Raw genomic sequence first — 16,516 nt, 5'->3', positions numbered from 1 at the left:
AGTCCTGCATGAAACCCGGCACCCTGCGCCACATCTTCAACGTGTGGCCGCCCTTCCTTTTCAGCGGCATCCACGTCACCGAGATGGCACCCGACTGGAGCTTCGTACGCGTCGAGCTGCGCATGCGCCCCTGGAACCGCAACTACGTCGGCACCCATTTCGGCGGCAGCCTGTTCGCCATGACCGACCCGTTCTGGATGATCCTGGCCAAGGAGCGCCTGGGCGGCGAGTACTTCGTCTGGGACAAGGCCGCTGAAATCGAGTTCGTGAAGCCCGGCAAAGGCACGCTGCACGCCGAGTTCCGCCTGGACGAACGCGTGCTCGAGGACATCCGCGCCGAGGCCGCCAACGGCGAGAAGCACCTGCGCTGGATGCCCGCCGATGTGTTCAATGCGCAGAACGAAGTCGTCGCCCGCGTGCGCAAGCAGATCTACGTGCGACTGAAGCCCGAGGCACGCCGGCCGCGCTGATCACGGTGCCGGCAGGTCCGCGCCGGCGGCAGGTGGAGGCAGCGTGAACACGGGGCCTTGCCTGTCATTGAACAGGTCGATCTCCAGCCCGCTCCCGTCGGGACCAACCCGGATCCCGCGGCCACCCGGGTGCGCGCGCTGCCATTCGTCGAGCCGCTCCCTCAGCGGGCGCGCATCGTTGTGTTGTTCGCGCAACGCCCGCCAGGCCGACACCGCGCGCAGCCGGGCCTCCGTATCCTGGAAGCGCTCCGCGTAGCCCACCAGCGAAGGCGCGGCGATGTTGTCGAGAATGCAGCCGGTCGCATTCGCGAGGCAGGAGAACGTCCATCCTCCGGACACCGGTGCATGCTTGCCGATCGGGGTATCCGCGCGTACGAGCGCATCGGCCTGCGGACCGCAGAACCACGCGTGGCGACGTGCACCGCGCGCCATCGTCTTGCGCTGGTCGAGAAAGAGGTCCGTCATGAGCCTGCGATGCCAGTGCTGCTCGCTAGCACTCAATGCGCGGAAGCCCTCCATCAGGTAGCGCCCTTCGCCGATCATGGTGGGGCAGATGCCCGCGACCATCGCGCCATCCGCGTCGAATGCCTCCGCACATTCGTCCGGCAAAGGGTGATCGGGGGGCAGGTCCGCCAGCATGTCGACGAACAGCCGTGCGGACATATCCATCAACGCCGTCCCCACTACGCCGCCGACCAGCAAGTCGCCACTGGCCACCAGCTTGCGGGCGATCGACGCATTCCGGCAGGCGCCACGCAGGCCCTCTTCCCGATCTCCGTGCGCAAACGCGTACGCATGCAGCGTCTGCGTCTGGAACAGCGGGTTGTAGGCGGGCAGCGGCGTGTCCGGCCGTGCCGGAAACGGACTGCGGAAATAATCGTAGTCGTCCAGTGCAGCGACCCGCGCCGCGAGCGTCTTCCGGATCGCCACCGCCGGCACGAGGACGTCCATGCGATCGCGGACATGCCGCAGGCACTGCGTCTCCCGGCCGCTGCAGAGCTCATCGCTACCCGCCTCGACATCGATCCGCGGATACGCATCGAGTGTGGAGGCATCGGACGGTCCCGCGCCCCCTCCGGCCAGGATCGGCCGCGACCGGAAGCGTTCGACTTCCAGGACCAGCAGGCGCTCGGCCTCCGCCACCGGAACGTCATGCCGCAATGACCACAACGCCGCAAAGCCGTTGCTGCCTTCCATGGTGCGGGGCGCCTCGAGCAGGGCCAGCGCCTCGGCCTCGTCGCCAGGCATCGGCATCAACCTGCTTGCCGTGTACAGCACCACCAACAGCAGCGCCAGACCGAAGGCCAGCAGGCCGAACCACCTGAAGAAACCGCTCATTCCATTCCCCCTGCAACAGCGTCCTGCAAACGACTATATAGCCGGGACTGCGCGGCGGCCTACAATATCGCCATGCCCCCCGACCATCCCGCGCACCGCGTATCGGTGCAGAAGCTCTTCATCACCGGTCTGCTGACCCTGCTGCCGATCTGGCTGACCTGGGTCGTCATCAAGTTCGTGTTCGTGCTGCTCTCCGGCATCAGCAAGCCGTGGGTGGAACCGCTGTCGCACCAGATCGCGGCGACGTTCCCGCAGTCGCTCGGCTGGTTCAACGGCCTGTGGGTGCAGAACACCATCGCGATGGTCGCCACGCTGTTCGTGATCCTGGCCGTCGGCGCGCTGACGCGGCGCGTGATCGGGCAACAACTGCTGCGCTGGTTCGAGGCGCTGATCGCGCGCGTGCCGCTGGCGAACGTCATCTACACCAGCGCGCGCAAACTGCTGGACATGCTGGAAACCAAGCCGGGCAGCACGCAGCGCGTGGTGCTGATCGACTTCCCGCACCGCGACATGAAGTCGGTCGGTCTGGTCACTCGGGTGATCCGCGAGGAAGGCAGCGGGCGCGAGCTGGCCGCGGTCTACGTACCCACGACGCCCAACCCGACCTCGGGCTATCTCGAAATCGTCCCCGTCGAACTGCTGACGCCGACCGACTGGACGGTGGACCAGGCGATGAGCTTCATCATCTCCGGCGGCGCGGTCGCGCCAGAGACCATGCCGTTCACCCGCGCCGGGGAGCGCTGAGCGATGCAGGCGCCGCGCACGCTGGACGACCGCGCGGTCCGCCTCTTCATCGTGCTGGCGGCGGTGTTCTGCGCGAACGCCGTGCTCGCCGAGTTCATCGGCGTCAAGATCTTCGCGCTTGAAGACACGCTGGGCATCGCGCCGCTGGAATGGAACCTGTTCGGCCAGACCGGCTCGCTCAGTTTCACCGCCGGCACGCTGTTGTGGCCGTTCGTCTTCGTCCTGACCGACACCATCAACGAGTTCTTCGGCAAGCGCGGCGTGCGCTTCATCTCGTGGCTGGCGGTCGCCCTGATCGTCTACGGCTTCCTCTTCGCGTTAGCCGCCATCGCGCTGGCGCCGGCCGACTGGTGGGTGGACGCCGCGCAATCGCAGGGCGTACCGGACTACCAGAAGGCCTTCGCCGCGATCTTCGGCCAGGGCATGTGGACGATTGCCGGTTCGGTCGTAGCCTTCTTGGTGGGCCAGCTGATCGACGTTTCGGTATTCCATCGCATCCGCAACGCCACCGGCGAGCGCTGGGTGTGGCTGCGGGCGACCGGCTCGACCGCGATCTCGCAGCTGGTGGACAGCTTCGTGGTGATCTACATCGCCTTCGTGCTGGGGCCGCAGCAGTGGCCGACCTCGCTGTTCCTGGCGGTCAGCACCGTCAACTACCTCTACAAGATGCTGGCCGCGATCGCGTTGATCCCGCTGCTGTACCTGATGCGGTATGGCATCCGGCGCTACCTCGGCCACGAGCGCGAACGGCAACTGCGGGACGAAGCCGCCCTCGACTGAGCCCGTGCGCTGCACCGCGTGCCCTTGGCATGCCCCAGGACACGCGGCGCGCTACGTCTCGGTGCGACTGCAGGGCGAAGACCATCGGCTTCTGAAACGTGCTGCTGCGCTTCCCGACAACGCCTGACCGTGGTCGTGCCGAACCATCGCGATGCGGCGGAACCGTACCGGCGGGCACGGCACATTGCCGGTCTCTGGGGTGGCTCGCCATGAGGCAGCCTCGCGGCCAATTGTGAGGTGACGAGAAAAACGCGTGCAACCGGCCAGTGCGACCATCGGACCCGCTTATAATTGTGACCGATTCAACATTTCGTACGGCAGGCGCGGGAGCGGGCGATGCAGAAGCGGGCAATCCAGGGAAAGGGATGGCTGGGATGGGGACTGGCGATGCTGTTGCTGGCGTCGTGGTCGGCCCAGGCACAGGAATGGGTCTACCGGGTCCGACCCGGCGACACCTTGTGGGACGTGACCGGTGCCTACCTCAAACCGTCGGTTCCGTGGCAGCGATTGCAGGAACACAACCGCATCGCCAACCCGTACCAGTTGCCGCCCGGCAGCACGCTGCGGATCCCGTTGCAGTGGCTGGACCGCCAGCCTGCGAATGCCAGGGTCGTGGCCCTGCAGGGCAATGCCGTCGCGCGCTCGGCCGCTGGCCGCGATGCACCGGTGACCGCCGGCATGTCGCTGGCCACGGGTTACCGGTTGAAGACGTCTCCCGACGCCTCGCTGAGCCTGCAGTTCGCGGATGGTTCGCGCCTGCTGCTGCTCGGCGACAGCGAACTGCTGCTCGACCGGCTGACCCGTTTCGGCCGCTCCGGCATGGCCGACACCCGCCTGCGCCTGCAGCGCGGCAGGATCGGCAACGACGTCCGGCGCCTGCGCGGGCCGGCGGCGAACTTCATCGTAGACACTCCGACCGCATCGTCCGCGGTGCGCGGCACCCGGTTCCGGGTCGAGGCCGGTGACGACCACACCCAAACCGAGGTGCTGGAGGGCCGCGTCGCCGTGGATGCACCGCGCCAGCGCGGCGCGCTGCTGCGTCCCGGCTACGGTGCGGTGGTTGCGGCGGGACAGGCGGTGGTCAGGCCCATCGCCTTGTTGCCGGCGCCCGACCTGTCGCGCATTGCCGCACTGTCGCAGAGCGCGCATCCCGATCTGGCCTGGCCGGCGGTCGACGGGGCGCAACAGTACCGCGTCCAGGTGAGCGCCAACCGCGCCTTCGACAGCCTGCGTATGGATGCTGAAAGCGACGTGCCCCGCACCACCCTGCCGACACTGGACGCTGGTCGTTACTTCGTCCGCGTACGCGCGATCGCCGCGAACGGACTGGAAGGTCGCGATGCCGTCATCGAGTTGAGGATCGACGACCAGCCCGCTCCGCCCTATTCGATCGCACCCGCGGCAGGCAGCGTGGTGCGCACGCCGGACGTCGCCTTGAGCTGGACGCAGGCGCCCGGCGCGATCGCCTACGACTATGAAGTCGCCGGTGCCGGCGGATTTGCGCAGCCTCTTGCCCACGGCCGCGTCGATGCCGCGGTCTCGGCCCGCCTGCCCGATCCCCTGACGCCTGGCGACTACCACTGGCGCATCCGCAGCGTCGATGCCGCGGGCAAGGCCGGTCCCTTCGGTGACAGCCTGGCGTTCACCGTGCGTCCGCTCGCGGAGGTCACCGAGATCGACGGCACGGCCGCCGCCGGCAACACGCGCGACGTGACGTTCCGCTGGCCTGCCGGCCAACCTGGCCAGCGCTACCGCTTCCAGATGTCGCGCACGCCCGACTTCAGCGCGCCGCAGCTGGACGAACTCGTCGACGAAGCCCAGATCACCCTGCCGCGCCTGCGTTCCGGCACTTGGTATCTGCGCGCCCAGACCATCGATGTGGACGGCTTCGAAGGCCCATTCCCGGCCCCGCAGGTGATCGAGGTCCCCTGCCGCTGGTGCCGGATTGGCGCCGGAGCAGGCGCATTGCTCATACTGCTGGCCCTGTGAGCACCGCCCCGTCATCGCCGAAATGGAAACCCCGCCTGCTGACGGCGGTGGGTGCGGCTGCGCTCGTGATCCTGGTGACGCTGTCCGGCGTGACCGCGTCGCTCGACGCCTGGGTCTATGACCGGTTGGTGCTGGGCGCGGCGCCCGAGGCGGATCCGCGCATCGTGGTGGTCGACATCGACCAGAAGAGCCTGGCCGAACTGGGCCGCTGGCCCTGGTCGCGCCGCACCCATGCGCAGCTGGTCGATCGGCTGCGCCTGACCGAAGTGAAAGGCATCGCGTTCAACGTGCTGCTGTCCGAACCTGCGTTGTTCGATCCGGAAGGCGACGCATTGCTGGCCCGCTCGATCGGTCGCAGCGGCCGGGTCGTGCTGCCGGTGCTGGCCGAGCCCGTGCAGCTCAACAGCGCCACCGTGGAGCTGATGCCGATCCCCGAGTTCGCGGCGTCCGCCGCATCGCTGGGTCACGCCGAAATGGCGCTGGACGACGATGGCGTGGCGCGCAAAGCCTACCTGCGCGCCGGACTGGGATCCCCCCACTGGCCGGCCCTGGCGCTGGCCCTGCTGCAGTTGGACCAGCCAGCCGGTGCCGGCACCGAATTGCCGGGACGCCGCTTGGTGACCACCGGTCTGGAGCCTGTATCGCTCTACGAATGGGTCCGCGACCACGAGGTGCTGGTCCCCTTCACGTCGCCACCGAATGCCTTCCGCCACGTGTCGTACACCGACGTCCTCAACCAGCGCATTCCGGCCTCGCTGCTGCGCGGCAACTGGATCGTCGTGGGCGTCAGCGCGACCGGCATGGGACCGCTGGCGCGTGCGCCCGGGCAGGCGCCCACCGCCAGCATGAGCGGCACCGATTACCAGGCCAATCTGCTGAACATGCTGTTGAAGCGCGCGGCCATCACGCCGATGTCGGAGGGCTGGCAGGCGGCGCTGGCGGCGGCGCTGGTCTCGCTGCCGTTGCTGTTGTCGCTGCTGCCTGGCCTGCGTCGCATCTGGCGTCCCACCATGCTCACGATGGCCGCCACCCTGGTGCTGTCCGTGCTGCTGCTGCGCTACGGCCATCTCTGGTTCTCGCCCGTGCCCGCGATGCTCGTCCTGGCGCTGGGCGCTTCGCTATGGATCTACCGGCTGCTGCGGCGCACCCACCACCAGGCGCAGTCGGACGCGCTGACCGGGTTGGCCAACCGCAGCCGCTTCGACCATGCGCTGGACCATGAGCTGCGCATCGCGCGCCGTAGCGGCCAGCCGTTGTCGCTGCTGGTGATGGACATCGACCACTTCAAGCAACTCAACGACACCCAGGGCCATGCGGCCGGCGACGCCGCGCTGAAGGCGCTCGGCCGGATCCTGCGCAGCCGCGCGCGACGCCCGCGCGACCTGGTCGCCCGACTCGGTGGCGACGAGTTCGCGGTGCTGCTGCCCGAGACCTCGGCGCAGGCCGCGGCCACCATCGCGACCACCATCCACGTGGACCTGGCCCACCACGGGCGCAAGCCGCATGGTGCGAATGCCAGCGCACCGCCGCCGTTCACGGCCAGCGTCGGCATCCACACCTACCTGACCGGCGACGACGCCGGGCCGGAGGACGTGTTCGACCGCGCCGACGCCGCGCTCTACCGTGCCAAGCAGGCCGGCCGCAATCGCAGCTTCAGCAACACGGGCGAACACGAGCCCGTCGGGACGTCCGCGACGCGGGCGTGAGCATCGCGGCACCCCGGAACGTCCGCGCATGCCGCCAGGGTTCCCGTGAAGGCCCATGACCTTCGACACACCTGCCCGGTTCCCGACAGGCGTAGAGTCCGGCCACGCCCCCGCCTCGGGGGTTCCTTTTTTCGATTGCCCTGCCCAGGGCCGGAGTAACCCGTGATCGCCCGTAAACCCCAGATCCTGATGTTGTCGCTCGCCGTCGCCACCGTGCTGGCTGCCTGCGCGAAGAAGGAAGACGCCGCCCCCGCCCCCGCTGCCGATGCCGCCGCCCAGGCGCCGGCCACGCAGGCCCTGACGCTGGACGAGAGCGCCCTGCCCGGCGTGAACCGCTTCCAGATCGGCGACCTCGACACCACCAAGAACGCCTGCACCGATTTCGCTGGCTATGCGAACGGCAAGTGGCTGGCCGCCAATGCGATCCCCAGTGACCGCACCAGCTGGGGCGCGTTCGAGATGCTGGCCGAACGCTCCACCGCCGTGCAGAAGCAACTGGCCGAACAGGCCGCCGCGATGCCGGGCGCCACCGGTGTCGAGAAGATCGTCGGCGACCTGTGGTCCACCGGCATGGACGAGACCAAGGTCAACGCGCAGGGCATCGAGCCGATCAAGCCGATGCTGGCTGCCATCGACGGTCTGCAGGACAAGGACGCCATCGTGGCGCACCTCAACCAGACGGCCGCCAATGGCCAGAATGTGCTGTTCGGCTTCGGCGCGCTGCCGGAGTTCAGCAATCCGGACATGAACACCGCGGTCGCCATGCAGGGCGGCCTGGGCCTGCCGGACAAGAACTTCTACTTCGACGCAGACAAGAAGGACATCCGTAAGGCCTACCTGGCGCACATCGCCAAAGTGCTCGAACTGTCCGGTGTGGCGGCTGCCGATGCCAAGAAGCAGGCGGACCAGATCCTGGCGTTCGAGACGCGGCTCGCCAAGGCCTCCAAGTCCCGCGAAGACCTTTCTCGCGATGTCAGCCTGTACAACAACATGGTCAGCCTCGCCGACGCCGACAAGCTGACGCCCAACTTCTCGTGGACCAAGTTCCTCGAATCCCAGGGCGTGACCGGCCTGCAGCAGTTCTCGCTCGCCATTCCGGGCTTCCACCAGGAAGTCAGCACGATGCTGGGCGACACCGACGCCGCCATCTGGCGCGCTTACCTGCGCTTCCACACCATCGATGGCGCCTCGCCTTACCTGAGCGATGCGTTCGCCAACGAACAGTTCAACTTCTACAGCAAGACGCTGCGCGGCCAGAAGGAAATCGAGGCCCGCTGGAAGCGCGTACTGGGCACCATCGAGAACCAGAGCGGCGAAGCGCTCGGCCAGATGTACGTCAAGGTCGCCTTCACGCCGGAATCCAAGGCGAAGATGGAAACGCTGGTCGCCAACCTGGGCAACGCGCTGAAGGCGCGCATCCAGAACCTGGCATGGATGAGCGACGCCACCAAGGCCAAGGCGCTGGAGAAGCAGGCCGCATTCACCACCAAGATCGGCTACCCCGACAAGTGGCGCGACTGGTCCGGCCTGGCCACCGGCCGCGACAGTTACTACGGCAACGTGCTGGCCGCCCAGGCGTTCAACTACAAATGGGACCTGGGCAAGATCGGCAAGCCCGTGGACAAGAGCGAGTGGGGCATGCCGCCGCAGATGGTCAACGCCTACTACAACCCGTTCCAGAACGAGATCGTGTTCCCGGCCGCCATCCTGCAGCCGCCGTTCTTCGACCCGAACGCCACGGACGAGATGAACTATGGCGGCATCGGCGCGGTGATCGGCCATGAGATGACGCATGGCTACGACGACCAGGGCAGCCGCTTCGGTGCCACCGGCAAGTTCGAGAACTGGTGGAGCGATGCCGACACCAAGGGTTTCAAGGCGCTGACCGCGAAGCTGGTGGCGCAGTTCGATGGCTACCGCACCGACGCAGGCCAGGCGATCAACGGCAAGCACACGCTGGGCGAGAACATCGCCGATCTCGGCGGCCTGGCCACCGCCTACGACGCCATGAAGGCGGCCGCAGGCGACACGCCGGACCCGAAGACCGATGGCCTGACGCGCGACCAGCGCTTCTTCCTCAACTGGGCCACCGTGTGGCGCCGCAACTTCACCCCGGAAGAACTGAAGAACCGCATCGCCACCGACGAGCACGCCCCGGCGCAGTTCCGCGCGATCGGCGCGCCGTCGAACCTGCCCACGTTCGCCGCCGCGTTCTCGTGCAAGGCCGGCGAGGCGATGGTGCGCACCGGCAATCAGCAGGTCGTGATCTGGTAAGCGCGCGCGTCCCGTCGTGAGCTGGAAAGGCCCGGCATGTCCGGGCCTTTTCCTTTCTGAAGCCGGCGAATCACCGAGCTGTGACGCGTGCCCGCAAAAGTCGCCACCCGCGGCGGGATTCCCATCGACGACCGACGGGGCATCGACGACGCGCTTGCTAGAATCGCCCGACCCCTGAACTCCCGGATGTTCCTGATGCCCAGCCCGCGCCCTGCTCTCGGCCGCCCCACCCTGATCGCCTTCGCCCTTGTCCTCGCCCTGGGCGCCCCGGATGCCGAAGCACAGCGCAAGAAGCGCGCCCCCGCCGCACCGGCCGTCAGCGCCCAGTGCGCCGACTTCTACAGCGCCACCAACGCCGACTGGCTGAAGAAGAACCCGGCGTCGGCCACTGACGGTGCCGTGAGCGTGCTGGGCGCGTTCCGTGAGCGCACGCTGGAACAACAACGCACCCTGCTCGACGGCGCGATGAAGGCACCGCAGGGCAACGTGCAGAAGCTGCTGGGCGACTTCTGGGCCAGCGGCCTGGATGAAGCCGCCGTGGAAGCCGACGGTTCCAAGCCGATCGCGCCGCTGCTGGACCGCATCAACGCCATCAAGAAGCCAAAGGACGTGGCGCCCGCCATCGCCGCGCTGCACCAGGTCGGCGTGCCGGTCGCGTTCAACTTCAGTCCTGACGTGGACCTGCAGGCGCTGGACCGCCACATCGGCTACTTCATGCAGGGCGGCCTGGGCCTGCCCGACCCGGCCTACTACACCCGCACCGACGCCGACACCCGCGAACTGCTCGGCCGCTACCGCACCTATGTGAAGCAGGTGCTGGCACTGACCGGCACGCCGGCCGCCAAGCTGGATGCCGAATCCGCTCTCGTCATCGACGTGGAAACCAAGCTGGCCCAGGTGTCCAAGCCGTTGGTCGACCTGCGCAGTCCGTTCGCGAACTACGCCCCGGTCGCGACCAAGGACCTCGGCAAGCAGTACCGCAACCTGCAGCTCGATGCCTTCCTCAAGGCGCAAGGCGTCAACGACGACACCGTGTCGATGGCCGACCCGGCGCTGTTCAAGCGCCTCGACGGCCTGGTGGGCAGCCTCAAGCCCGACCAGTGGAAGGCCTATCTGCGCTGGCGCGTGGGTGACGCGATGGCACCCTACCTGGCCAAGCCGTTCCGCGACGCCGAGTTCGATTTCCGCGGCCGCGTGCTGCGCGGCGAAACCACGCCGGCGCCGCGCTGGCAGCAGGTGCTGGACGCGATCAACCTCGCCGCCGGCCCGATGCTGGGCAAGGAATACGCCGAGCGCTACGTCCCCACCGACCACAAGCGCCGCGCCGAACAGATCGCCGGCCAGGTACGAGATGCGCTGGACCGCGGCCTCGAGCGCAACACCTGGCTGAGCGAGGCCGCCAAGGCCGAAGCCAAGGCCAAGCTGGACAAGCTGAAGATCGAAGTCGGCACGCCCAAGCGCGACCTCGACTACAGCGTGCAGCCGATGGGCCGCGGCAGCTTCGGCGGCAACATCCTGATCGCGTCGACGTGGCGCCATCGCGAAGAGATGAAGCGCATCGGCAAGGGCAACGCCCGCCGCTGGGACGTGCTGCCGCAGCAGCCGGCGCTCGCCTACGACCTGGCGCAGAACCGGCTGATCATCACTGCTGCCGTGTTGCAGGAAGAGATCTTCGATGCGAAGCAGCCGGCTGCCGTGCAGTACGGTGCGTTCGGCGCGCTGGTCGGCCACGAGCTGAGCCGCGGCTTCGACGTGAAGGGCCGCATGGTCGACGCCAAGGGCCAGCTGCGCGACTGGTGGACGCCCGCCGATGTCGCCGCGTGGAATGCGCTGGGCGACAAGGTGGCCACGCAGTACAACGCTTACGCGTTCCCCGGCCTGAAGAACGTCAAGGTCAACGGTGCGCTGACGCGCGACGAGAACCTGGCCGACCTGGCCGGCGTGGAACTGGCATGGGATGCCTTCGCCACCACCGAGCCGCAGGCGAATGCCGGCGCAAAGCAATCGTTCTACAAGGCCTGGGCCACGCTGTGGGCGCAGAACCTGTCCGAAACGGAAGCCGCGCAACGTGCCGCCATCGACGTGCATGCCCCCGGCCAGTGGCGCGCCAACGGCCCACTGACCCAGCTGCCGTCTTTCGCGCAGACGTTCACCTGCAAGGCCGGCCAGCCGATGCAGGCGCAGGAAGCGGCCCAGATCCGGATCTGGCGCTGAGCCTGACGTAAGCTCCAAAAAGGACGGCGCGGAATTCCGCGCCGTTTTTTACCCGTCCGGCGCGCTTTACTTGACGGAGCGCAGGTGCGGCGGCTTCGGCTTGCGCGGCCCCTTGCCGAACGGCGGCTGGCCACGCCAGTAGCGGATCACCAACCACCCGAACAGCATGCCGCCCAGGTGCGCGAAGTGCGCCACGCCCGGCTGCAGGCCGGTGAAGCCGAGCACCAGGGCGAGCACGGCGTAGAAGATGACCAGCGTGCGCGCCTTGATTTCCATGGGCAGCGGAAACACGATCATGCGCTGGTTGGGGAACAACATCCCATAACCGAGCAGCAGGCCGAACACGCCGCCGGACGCACCCAGCGTGGGATACGGCAAAGCGCCGCCCGAGACCACCCACCAACCCACGACTAGCTGCAGCAAGCCTGCGCCGGCAATGCACACCAGGAAGAATGTCAGGAAGCGCTTCGGACCCCACGTCTGCTCCAGCGCAGATCCGAACATGTAGAGCGCCAGCATATTGAAGGCCAGGTGCATCAAGCCGCTGGTGTCGTGCAGGAATCCGTAGCTCAGCAACTGCCACGGCATGAAACCGTGGCCGATGGGCCACAACGCGAACCACGCCTCGACCGCCCCACCCAGCGCGAGCTGCAGCAGGTAGACAGCGACGTTGGCGATCAGCAGATTGCGGGTGACGGGGAGAAGTCGGGGAAACATGGCAATCCTCGGAACGGTCGCGTCACATCATACGGGGCACGCGTTAACGCGAGCCCGGCCCCCACAGCGCCGCATCCAGATCGCTCGCCTTGCGCGGTCGTTTCACGCGTCCGTTCTCCACTTTCACGCCCTCCGCGCGCAGGCGCTGGCTCTGTTCGCGGAATGCCTTCGTACCTTCGGGGAACGCGATGCGGCCATCGGATCGCAGCACGCGATGCCACGGCAGCGCGGGATCATCGTTCTGGCTGAGGATGCGCGCGGCCAGTCGCGCGCGGCCCGGCAGACCTGCGCGATGCGCCACTTCGCCATATCCGGCGACCTGACCGTGAGGTATCGCACGGATTGCGGCAAGGATGCGATCTTCGGGAGACTTGGCGCTCATGCCGGATTAGCATAGCGGCAACCGCAATAGGGGGAGCATCCCATGCACAACTTCGAGCAGGTCCGTGGCCACCTCAATTCCTCCGGCTACAAGGTGACCATGCATGATCCCTACGTGGCCTGCGTGGAGCTGTCGCTGGGCAACGGCAAGCGGCACCAGGCGATCTTCCTGTCCGAGCTGGGCAACGACGACGAGCGCGGCTACCTGCGCGTCAGCACGGTGATCGCGCCGATGACGGGCATCGACGCCCGCCGCGCGCTGACCTTCAACTGGCAGAGCAGCGTGGGCTACCTGGCCATCGGCGAACTCGACGGCGTGCCGTACCTGCAGCTGTGCGAGAATCGTCCGTATGAAAGCCTCAGTCCGTCCGAGGTGGATCGGCTGGTGCTCGAGATCGGCGGCCTCGGCGACAGCATGGAGCGCGCGTTGTCAGCCGAAGGCGACCTGCTGTAACCACCGTCATCGATCCAAAGAAAAACGCCGGGCAAGCCCGGCGTTTTTCGTTCCAGCGTCCATGCCGGGGTGTTACGCCCAGCCCAGGGATTCCAGCAGGCGAAGCAGGCCGTACGCAATGCCGCCCGCCGCGGGAATCGTCAGCACCCAGGCCCACAGGATGCGTTCGATCACGCTGAACTTCAGCGCGCGCGGATTCTTGGCGAAACCCACGCCCATGATCGCAGTGGAAATGCTGTGCGTGGTGGACACCGGCATGCCGAAGTGCGCCGCCACGGTCAGGATGGTCGCCGAACTGGTTTCCGCCGCGAAGCCATTGATGGGATGCAGCTTCACCATCTTGTGGCCCAGCGTCTTGATGATCTTCCAGCCGCCCGATGCCGTGCCCAGTGCCATCACGATGGCGCAGGTGATCACGATCCACATCGCGATGTCCTGCTCGCCGGCCGTACCGGGATGCAGGAAGGCCAGCCAACCCGGCAGGTCGTCGAGCGCACCGCTGGCTTCCGCACCGAACAGCGTCAGCGCGATGATGCCCATCGTCTTCTGCGCATCGTTGTGCCCGTGCGCGTAGCCCATGTAGGCGGCCGACAGGATCTGCGCCTTGCCGAAGAACTTGTTGACGAAGTGCGGGCGCGCCAGACGTCCCAGCCATCCGCCCGCACGCGACAGCAACGCGATCAGGCCCCACAACGCCACCATCACCAGGATGCCGAGCACGAAGCCCGCCACCGGCGAAGTGATCATCGGCAGCACGACCTTCCACAGGATGCCCTTGTTCTTGGTCCAGTCGCCCAGCGACTCGGACCAGATCAGTGCGGCCCAGTCGTTGTGGGCCGCAGCCAGCGCGGCGCCACAGAGGCCACCGATCAACGCATGCGACGACGACGATGGCAGGCCTTTCCACCAGGTGATCAGGTTCCACACGATGCCACCCAGCAGCGCGCACAGGATGACCTGCGACGTGACCTGCACCACGTCGGTGTTCACCAGGCCCGAAGCGATCGTCTTGGCCACCGCAGTGCCCATCAGCGCGCCGATCAGGTTCATGCCGGCCGCCAGCATCACCGCCTGGCCCGGCGACAGCACCTTGGTGGCGACGACGGTCGCGATGGAGTTGGCGGTGTCGTGGAAGCCGTTGATGAACTCGAAGACGAGCGCGGCGAAGATCACCACCAGAACAAGGGTAAGCATGGGCGAGACCCGTCAGCTGTTCTTGAGGACGATCTGGTACGCCACCACGCCGGCCTCGCGGCACCGGTCGATGGCCTTCTCCAGGATCTCGAAGAACTCCTTGAGCAGGAACATCTGCAGATGGTCCAGGCGGCCGGAATAGATATCGCGGTACAGCTCCAGCATCAGCCGGTCGGCCTCGTTCTCGATCGCGCGCAGCTTCTCGTTGAGCGAGGTCATGCGATCGATGTTCATCTTCTTGATCTCGTGGACCATGTCGACCACCACGCTGGCCGCCTGCTCCAGCATCGCCGCGCGCGGCGCGAAGTCGATGCCGTCCAGGTGCTGGATGGCCAGCGAGTAGCGGTCGGCGAACTTCTCGACCTGCTTGGGGATCTTGTACAGCGCCGAGCCGAGGGCTTCGATGTCCTCGCGCTCGATCGGGGTGATGAAGCTGTCCACCAGCGCCTTGCCGATCTTGTCCGAGGCCGCGCGCTCACGCAGGCGCGCCAGCTTGAAGGCATCGAGCGCCGGCTGGCGGTCGGTCGCCTTCATCATGGCGTGCAGCGCCTTGGTGCTGTCGTGGGCGGCTTGGGCGGCCTCGTCCAACAGCGTGTAGAACTGCTGGCCGGAGCCGAAGATCGTCTGGAGGGAGAACATCGGGCGGTCTCACCGTCACGGGATGGACGGCTTCAGGGGCCGAATTATGACGGTTTCATGACGCTGCCGGACAGCCCGGCCGGATCCCGATCGCACGGCTCGTCCCGCAGTAGCCGAATGTCTTGTTCAGCTTCATGCATCGGGCCACGGACCGTTTGCTAAACTCGCCCCGCGCCTCCGGGTGCACCCTATGGACGACGACCCTACCTCCTCCCACTGTCCCCCGCGACAGACCCCGCCCGCCTCGCCGGCCCTCCCCGCTCTGAACGGAGGCTCCCGTGCTTGAGCTGCTCATTGTTTTTGCGCTCGTGCTGTTGAACGGCTTCTTCGCCATGTCCGAGATGTCGGTCATGACCTCGCGCAAGAGCCGTCTGAAACAGATGGCCCAGACCAGCCATCGCGCCCAGCGCGCACTGGACCTGTCCGAGAAGCCCGAAAGCTTCCTCTCCACGGTCCAGATCGGCATCACGCTGATCGGCGTGCTCACCGGCCTGTTCGGTGGTGAGGCCATCGGCATGGCCATCGCCGAGTGGTTGCAGGGGATATTCCCGTCTCTTTCCGCCACGTTCACCCTCGTCGGCGAGCCGCAGCCCTGGTCTGAGCTGATAGGCAAGACCCTCGCGGTGGCGTTGATCACCTTCCTCACACTGATCTTCGGCGAACTGGTGCCCAAGCGGCTGGCGATCACCGCACCGGAAAAAATCGCCGGGTTTGCCGCCGTCCCGATGGGCTGGTTGGCGAAGGTTGCCTTCCCCTTCGTATGGCTGCTCTCCCACAGCACGCGCCTGGTCCTGCGCCTGCTGGGCCTGGGCAAGGACGAAGCAACCACCGTCAGTGAAGAAGAAATCCGCATGCTCGTGTCCGAGGGACACGAGGCCGGCGTCATCGACGTCGACGAGCGCAACATGATGAACCGCGTGCTGCGCCTCGGCGACCGCACCGCCGACAGCCTGATGACGCCGCGCAAGAAGATCGTCTGGCTGGATGCAGCGGCACCGTACGACGACAACCTGCAGACGATGCACGAATCCGCCTTCTCGCGCTTCCCGGTCTATCGCGGCAGCGATCAGGACGTGGTCGGCGTACTGGAAGTGAAATCCCTGCTGGACCGCTTCGGCGCCAGCAAGCCGGAGCTGTTCATCAAGCTGCGCGAACCGCTGTTCGTCTCCGAATCCACCCACGCGATGAAACTGCTGGAAATCTTCCGCGAAGAGCAGCAGTCGCAGGCGCTGGTCGTCGACGAGTATGGCGAAATCCAGGGCCTGGTGACGTTGAGCGACCTGATGGGCGCCGTGGTCGGCCGCCTGCAGGCGAGCGAAAACACCGAGGATGCGCCATTGGTCGTCGTGCGCGACGACGGGTCGTTGCTGGTGGACGGCTCGCTGCCCAACGACGACCTGCGTGAACTGCTCGGCGGCATGGCACTGCCGGACGACGACGAGTACAACACCGTCGCCGGCATGATGATCGAACGCTTCGGCCGCATCCCGCACGTCGGCGAGCACCTGGACTGGGCCGGCTGGCGCTTCGAGGTCGTCGACCTCGACGGCGCGCGCATCGACAAGCTGCTGCTGCAGAAACTGCCCGAGACCGACGGCGAAGACCTGGCAGTCTGA

The 16,516-nt window shown here is 67.0% G+C and carries 14 protein-coding genes; 9 read left to right on the top strand and 5 right to left on the bottom strand.

Annotated elements, in window-relative coordinates:
* Positions 1 to 8: 8 nt before the first annotated feature.
* Entirely contained in the window at positions 9 to 470 is a 462-nt protein-coding gene (locus tag AX730_RS01580) for a DUF4442 domain-containing protein (protein WP_062350926.1), read from the top strand.
* Here the strand turns inward: AX730_RS01580 and AX730_RS01575 are convergent, their stop codons facing one another.
* Positions 471 to 1,808 (bottom strand): hypothetical protein, encoded by a 1,338-nt coding sequence (locus AX730_RS01575; protein ID WP_062350923.1) that lies wholly within the window; start codon positions 1,806 to 1,808, stop codon positions 471 to 473.
* 72 nt (positions 1,809 to 1,880) lie between these two features.
* Here AX730_RS01575 and AX730_RS01570 point away from each other — a divergent pair, with 72 nt between their 5' ends.
* From AX730_RS01570 to AX730_RS01545, 6 genes are all read left to right on the top strand, one after another.
* Positions 1,881 to 2,552 carry a DUF502 domain-containing protein gene (locus tag AX730_RS01570; RefSeq protein ID WP_062350920.1) on the top strand — a complete coding sequence of 224 codons (672 nt, stop codon included), beginning with the start codon at positions 1,881 to 1,883 and terminating at the stop codon, positions 2,550 to 2,552.
* Positions 2,553 to 2,555: 3 nt separating this feature from the next.
* Positions 2,556 to 3,332 carry a queuosine precursor transporter gene (locus AX730_RS01565; RefSeq protein WP_062350917.1) on the top strand — a complete coding sequence of 259 codons (777 nt, stop codon included), beginning with the start codon at positions 2,556 to 2,558 and terminating at the stop codon, positions 3,330 to 3,332.
* Positions 3,333 to 3,668: 336 nt separating this feature from the next.
* A complete protein-coding gene (locus tag AX730_RS01560) occupies positions 3,669 to 5,321 on the top strand; it encodes a FecR domain-containing protein (RefSeq protein ID WP_083537635.1) in 1,653 nt (550 codons plus the stop codon).
* On the top strand, positions 5,318 to 7,027 hold the full coding sequence (locus AX730_RS01555; protein ID WP_062350913.1) for a CHASE2 domain-containing protein: 1,710 nt from the start codon (positions 5,318 to 5,320) through the stop codon (positions 7,025 to 7,027). Before AX730_RS01560 ends, AX730_RS01555 begins: the two co-directional genes overlap by 4 nt.
* 186 nt (positions 7,028 to 7,213) lie before the next feature.
* Positions 7,214 to 9,301 carry a M13 family metallopeptidase gene (locus tag AX730_RS01550; protein ID WP_062351033.1) on the top strand — a complete coding sequence of 696 codons (2,088 nt, stop codon included), beginning with the start codon at positions 7,214 to 7,216 and terminating at the stop codon, positions 9,299 to 9,301.
* A 195-nt stretch (positions 9,302 to 9,496) separates the two neighbouring features.
* Positions 9,497 to 11,515 carry a M13 family metallopeptidase gene (locus AX730_RS01545; protein WP_062351031.1) on the top strand — a complete coding sequence of 673 codons (2,019 nt, stop codon included), beginning with the start codon at positions 9,497 to 9,499 and terminating at the stop codon, positions 11,513 to 11,515.
* Between the two features lie 66 nt (positions 11,516 to 11,581).
* Here AX730_RS01545 and AX730_RS01540 read toward each other — a convergent pair whose 3' ends face one another.
* Positions 11,582 to 12,232 carry a rhomboid family intramembrane serine protease gene (locus AX730_RS01540; protein ID WP_062350911.1) on the bottom strand — a complete coding sequence of 217 codons (651 nt, stop codon included), beginning with the start codon at positions 12,230 to 12,232 and terminating at the stop codon, positions 11,582 to 11,584.
* Between the two features lie 43 nt (positions 12,233 to 12,275).
* Positions 12,276 to 12,614 carry an MGMT family protein gene (locus tag AX730_RS01535; protein ID WP_062350908.1) on the bottom strand — a complete coding sequence of 113 codons (339 nt, stop codon included), beginning with the start codon at positions 12,612 to 12,614 and terminating at the stop codon, positions 12,276 to 12,278.
* Positions 12,615 to 12,656: 42 nt separating this feature from the next.
* On the opposite strand from AX730_RS01535, the gene AX730_RS01530 reads away from it, so the two are divergent.
* Positions 12,657 to 13,067 carry a hypothetical protein gene (locus AX730_RS01530; protein ID WP_062350905.1) on the top strand — a complete coding sequence of 137 codons (411 nt, stop codon included), beginning with the start codon at positions 12,657 to 12,659 and terminating at the stop codon, positions 13,065 to 13,067.
* Between the two features lie 72 nt (positions 13,068 to 13,139).
* Here AX730_RS01530 and AX730_RS01525 read toward each other — a convergent pair whose 3' ends face one another.
* Positions 13,140 to 14,261 (bottom strand): inorganic phosphate transporter, encoded by a 1,122-nt coding sequence (locus AX730_RS01525; RefSeq protein ID WP_062350902.1) that lies wholly within the window; start codon positions 14,259 to 14,261, stop codon positions 13,140 to 13,142.
* Between the two features lie 12 nt (positions 14,262 to 14,273).
* Positions 14,274 to 14,900, bottom strand: a complete 627-nt coding sequence (locus tag AX730_RS01520) for a DUF47 domain-containing protein (protein WP_062350899.1) — start codon at positions 14,898 to 14,900, stop codon at positions 14,274 to 14,276.
* Between the two features lie 278 nt (positions 14,901 to 15,178).
* Here AX730_RS01520 and AX730_RS01515 point away from each other — a divergent pair, with 278 nt between their 5' ends.
* Positions 15,179 to 16,516: a hemolysin family protein gene (locus tag AX730_RS01515; protein WP_062350896.1), complete on the top strand. Its 1,338-nt coding sequence runs from the start codon at positions 15,179 to 15,181 to the stop codon at positions 16,514 to 16,516.

Origin of the sequence: Pseudoxanthomonas mexicana, from assembly GCF_001556105.1 — a bacterium.
Lineage (GTDB): Bacteria > Pseudomonadota > Gammaproteobacteria > Xanthomonadales > Xanthomonadaceae > Pseudoxanthomonas_A > Pseudoxanthomonas_A mexicana_A.
This window is presented reverse-complemented; position numbering and strand designations above follow the sequence as displayed.

Bases quoted from the DNA above. Each gene is read 5' to 3' on its own strand.
- AX730_RS01540 (WP_062350911.1), bottom strand. From the start codon at position 12,232: ATGTTTCCCCGACTTCTCCCCGTCACCCGCAATCTGCTGATCGCCAAC.
- AX730_RS01535 (WP_062350908.1), bottom strand. From the start codon at position 12,614: ATGAGCGCCAAGTCTCCCGAAGATCGCATCCTTGCCGCAATCCGTGCG.
- AX730_RS01580 (WP_062350926.1), top strand. From the start codon at position 9: ATGAAACCCGGCACCCTGCGCCACATCTTCAACGTGTGGCCGCCCTTC.
- AX730_RS01565 (WP_062350917.1), top strand. From the start codon at position 2,556: ATGCAGGCGCCGCGCACGCTGGACGACCGCGCGGTCCGCCTCTTCATC.
- AX730_RS01575 (WP_062350923.1), bottom strand. From the start codon at position 1,808: ATGAGCGGTTTCTTCAGGTGGTTCGGCCTGCTGGCCTTCGGTCTGGCG.
- AX730_RS01570 (WP_062350920.1), top strand. From the start codon at position 1,881: ATGCCCCCCGACCATCCCGCGCACCGCGTATCGGTGCAGAAGCTCTTC.
- AX730_RS01520 (WP_062350899.1), bottom strand. From the start codon at position 14,900: ATGTTCTCCCTCCAGACGATCTTCGGCTCCGGCCAGCAGTTCTACACG.
- AX730_RS01530 (WP_062350905.1), top strand. From the start codon at position 12,657: ATGCACAACTTCGAGCAGGTCCGTGGCCACCTCAATTCCTCCGGCTAC.
- AX730_RS01545 (WP_062351031.1), top strand. From the start codon at position 9,497: ATGCCCAGCCCGCGCCCTGCTCTCGGCCGCCCCACCCTGATCGCCTTC.
- AX730_RS01525 (WP_062350902.1), bottom strand. From the start codon at position 14,261: ATGCTTACCCTTGTTCTGGTGGTGATCTTCGCCGCGCTCGTCTTCGAG.
- AX730_RS01560 (WP_083537635.1), top strand. From the start codon at position 3,669: ATGCAGAAGCGGGCAATCCAGGGAAAGGGATGGCTGGGATGGGGACTG.